Here is a 3,542-nt window from a genome sequence, read left to right as displayed (position 1 = left end):
AAACTCGGTTTCAGTGTTTAAGGTGCAGTGGTTTAGGTTGGGTGTTTAGCGTTGTTCGCACCTTAATGCGGCGTTATGTTTACTTGCATTTCAAAGGTTTAAATGTCTTAGGCTCTAGTTCTTAGTCCCTCTGGCAATTCGTCCCTAGTAGACTCAGCAAATCCGCATTGTCGGTCTAAGTTCTTGAGTCTCTCAGCCCGTAAAACATGCCAATGTTCGCGGGTTGCTTCATTGTCAGGTCGTGGCGGTTGGCTTCTGATTTAACTGGCTCAAAGTCGCTTCTAGGTTCTTCGCCAATTAGCATTTCGGCTTGGCAGTTGCCTCGGCAATTTGCCATTGTTTTGTGCTTTGGTTGGAAAGACAGGGCGCTTGTTGGAGCTTAGTCGGGTTGCCTCATTGGGCAGGGAAGTGGACTTGCTTGGTTTAGGTTGGTCGCTTTTGACGGCCAAGTTGGTTCTAGCCTTGTGGTTTGCTTCAGAAAACCAGTTAGAAATTGCAGTTCTTTCTCAAGTAAATCATGTGTTTGTGGTAAAACATAACAATAAATTTAAGAGTGATTCACAACGCTCGGCGCTTTCACTTCAAGCCAGTTTAGTGGTTATGGCACAATGCTTTAGGCAAGGTGGTTAGCGTTGTTCACACCTTAATTTGGCGTTAGAAAACCTAATATAGAGCTTTATATCAAAAGAAAGGAAAGGAAGATGTTAAAAAAGATAGCAATGATATTGTTTGTGCTAATTACAGCTAGTGGTTGTGCGACGCAAAGTAACCACATGGTTAAAGTAGCGCCTGAAAATGCCATTACGAAACCTGAAGAAGGAAAAGCATTAGTTCATTTTATGAGGCCCTCTAGTTTTGGTGGTGCAATACAGTCAACAGTCTATGATGACTCTAACTATATAGGCACTGTTTCTGCTAAAACGCGACTTGCATATCAAGCTGAACCTGGAAAACATATGTTTATGGTAATTGGTGAAAATGCAGACTTTCTTGAGGCTGAGCTTTTGGCAGATAAAATCTACTATATTTTAGTATCTGCAAGAATGGGAGTCTGGAAGGCAAGATTTAGTTTGAATCCGGCAAGTGGAGAGGTTCCTCAGGAACAAATTGATAACTGGTTTAATAGTACATCTGAAGTTGTTGTGAATGAGTCTGGACTTAATTGGGCGAAAGAGAAAGAAAAGGAAATTGAGTCATTGAGGTCTAAGTACTTGCCTAAATGGCAACAAAAAGATGAAGAAGATAAACAACGAATAAAAGCCGAAAGCGGAATCTAATCTGTCTTCTAACAAAGCATTTAAGAGTGACTCACAACGCTTGGCAATTTCAGCTTAAACTTGGTTTTAGTGTTTAAGGTACAGTGGTTTAGGTTAAGTGTTTAGCGTTGTTCACACCTTAATGCGGCGTTATGTGATAAAGGGGAAGCTATGAATTTCACCGCTGAGCAAAAATCTTTGGTCTATGAATCTGCAGTTTGTTTAAAAAGAGCGCTAGTCGAATGTAAGGATCCACTTGCCAACGAACTTTTGGCCGGGGAGCTGGGGGAAATTTTGGTTTCGGTGATTGATGGCGATGCCAAGTATCCAATAACTTGTATCCCTCACTTTGACCAAATGACTAGAGATTGGTTGCCACAAATCGAAGACGAATATTTCAACTTCTACAGTTTTGCTCGATATGGCAAGTCAGCGTTTAAGTAATCACATAACAAGCAATTTAAGAGGGATTCACAACGCTTGGCAATTTTGCTTCTACTTCAAATTTAGTGTTTATGGCACAATGCTTTAGGTTTGGGTGGAGGCGTTGTTCACCCCTTAATTGGGCGTTATGCGTCATTTTGGAAATGGAGGTCAACATGCCGATTGCTAATTGTATTCTCTCTCCTCAAGTTGCTGTAAATAGTAGCGATTGTACTGGACTCATTGAAAAGTGGGGGAAACATTCCGGTATTGATACTTCGGAAATGACGGTAACAGTCATACGTTCAGACGAACAAATGGGTAAAGAGTATGGTGCTATTTGTACGTTGAACTTACCTAACCTTTGGAGCCGAAAATCAGTAAGCTCACTTCAGGTTGGACTAGCAAAGGCAATTAGTGAGCACTTTAGTTTGAAGGATACAGAAGTTCTCATAATGACGTCGCTTCTCGCATCAGGCTTCGTAGTCGAAGGTGGTGCGGAAGTCAGTTGGTAAGTCGCACTGAGCGCATAACAATAAATTTAAGAGTGATTCACAACGCTTGGCACTCTCACTTCAAGTCAGTTTAATGTTTATGGCACAATGCTTTAGGTAAGGTGTTAGCGTTGTTCACACCTTAATTTGGCGTTAGTGAGCTTCGATCGATTTGATATTAGAGATTTAAATGGAAACGTTAGAAAAGTGGGCTGAGCGTATATATTCCGAGAGCGATTTTGGTCGAGGGGTTGCTACATCAATTTCTGGTGCAATTGGCTTATCAACATACCTGTTCTTCAATGATTGGGTTATTGCATTGTTTAGCGTAATGATTTCTTTCCCGATCATACGAATTGCAGCTTCTAGTTCTTACAAATGGAATCAAGACCGAGCGAAGCAAAAGTCAATTGAGCGAGCGCTAGAGTGTACGTTTAGCGGGCTCACTGAGCATGAAAAACTAGTGGTTGCCGCATTTGTTGATGCAGGGGGAACAGCCCTTACGTTTTCGCAAATAAACCGACTTGATCTCTCTAGTGCTGCAATCGAATCATTGGTTCAAAGAGAACTACTTTGGACCTCAGTTATGTCTGACGGTATAACTGAAAGTTTCGTATTAGATATGGCATTGTTTAATAAAGCATTAAGTGCAACAAATGAGTCCGCTCACTAACAAACTGTTCAAGAGGGATTCGCAACGCGTGGCATTTTCACTATGCGTTGGTTTTAGTGTTTAAGGTGGTATGCGGCGGCATCGGTATTGCGTTGCTCACCCCTTAACAGGGCGTTAGTGTTTACATCAAAACTTACGCAAAAATAGGGAAGTTGTATGAGTAAATCTGTCTATGTTGCCGGTAGTTTCAAGAATCTAGAAAAGATGCAGGCTATACGAGAAACGTTGGTCAATGCAGGTATTGAAACTACTATTTCTGAGCCTCTTCAAGCTAATGGTATTGATGGTTGCTTGCAGCGCATTAGAGAAGCCGACATTACCTATATTCTAAATTTTGGTGGTTACGTTGGAAAAAGTGTAGCAATGGATATTGGTTATGCTTTAGGTCTCGGCAAACCAGTTTATGCTCTTGAACCAATTGACGAACCAGACATAACTCACTTGCTAACACGTGTTGTAACGCCAGGTGAAGTTATTGCTGAACTCAGTGGAAATAGTAAAAACTAACAAGCAATTTAAGAGGGATTCACAACGCTTGGCATTTTTGCTTCTACTTCAAATTTAGTGCTTATGGCACAATGTTTTAGGTTGGGTGGAGGCGTTGTTCACCCCTTAATTGGGCGTTAGGCGACGGGTAGGAAAGTTCTTTGTTCTCATCTTCTTATCTCTCTCTAGCCACTCGTCATTTTAAGTCGG

Annotated in this window: 6 protein-coding genes; all 6 read left to right on the top strand. The window is 41.4% G+C overall.

The annotated features are described in order from the left end of the window. The first annotated feature begins 369 nt into the window (after positions 1-369). The 6 genes from ACQEXS_RS22280 (at position 370) to ACQEXS_RS22255 (ending at position 3,353) form a co-directional block, all read left to right on the top strand. Positions 370-630: a hypothetical protein gene (locus tag ACQEXS_RS22280; protein ID WP_427015252.1), complete on the top strand. Its 261-nt coding sequence runs from the start codon at positions 370-372 to the stop codon at positions 628-630. A gap of 71 nt (positions 631-701) precedes the next feature. Further along, a complete protein-coding gene (locus tag ACQEXS_RS22275; protein WP_427012198.1) occupies positions 702-1,277 on the top strand; it encodes a hypothetical protein in 576 nt (191 codons plus the stop codon). 150 nt (positions 1,278-1,427) lie between these two features. Further along, positions 1,428-1,700: a hypothetical protein gene (locus tag ACQEXS_RS22270; RefSeq protein ID WP_147269935.1), complete on the top strand. Its 273-nt coding sequence runs from the start codon at positions 1,428-1,430 to the stop codon at positions 1,698-1,700. Between the two features lie 155 nt (positions 1,701-1,855). After that, positions 1,856-2,194, top strand: a complete 339-nt coding sequence (locus tag ACQEXS_RS22265; protein ID WP_427012247.1) for a hypothetical protein — start codon at positions 1,856-1,858, stop codon at positions 2,192-2,194. A 169-nt stretch (positions 2,195-2,363) separates the two neighbouring features. Continuing rightward, positions 2,364-2,846, top strand: coding sequence for a hypothetical protein (locus ACQEXS_RS22260; protein ID WP_427015251.1), 483 nt, complete (start codon positions 2,364-2,366; stop codon positions 2,844-2,846). 156 nt (positions 2,847-3,002) lie between these two features. Continuing rightward, positions 3,003-3,353 carry a nucleotide pyrophosphohydrolase gene (locus ACQEXS_RS22255; protein ID WP_427015250.1) on the top strand — a complete coding sequence of 117 codons (351 nt, stop codon included), beginning with the start codon at positions 3,003-3,005 and terminating at the stop codon, positions 3,351-3,353. Positions 3,354-3,542 lie beyond the last annotated feature (189 nt).

Source organism: Vibrio sp. TRT 17S01 (genome assembly GCF_050113695.1).
Taxonomy (GTDB): Bacteria; Pseudomonadota; Gammaproteobacteria; order Enterobacterales; family Vibrionaceae; genus Vibrio.
Note: the sequence above shows the minus strand (reverse complement) of the source record. Positions and strands in the feature narration are given on the sequence as shown.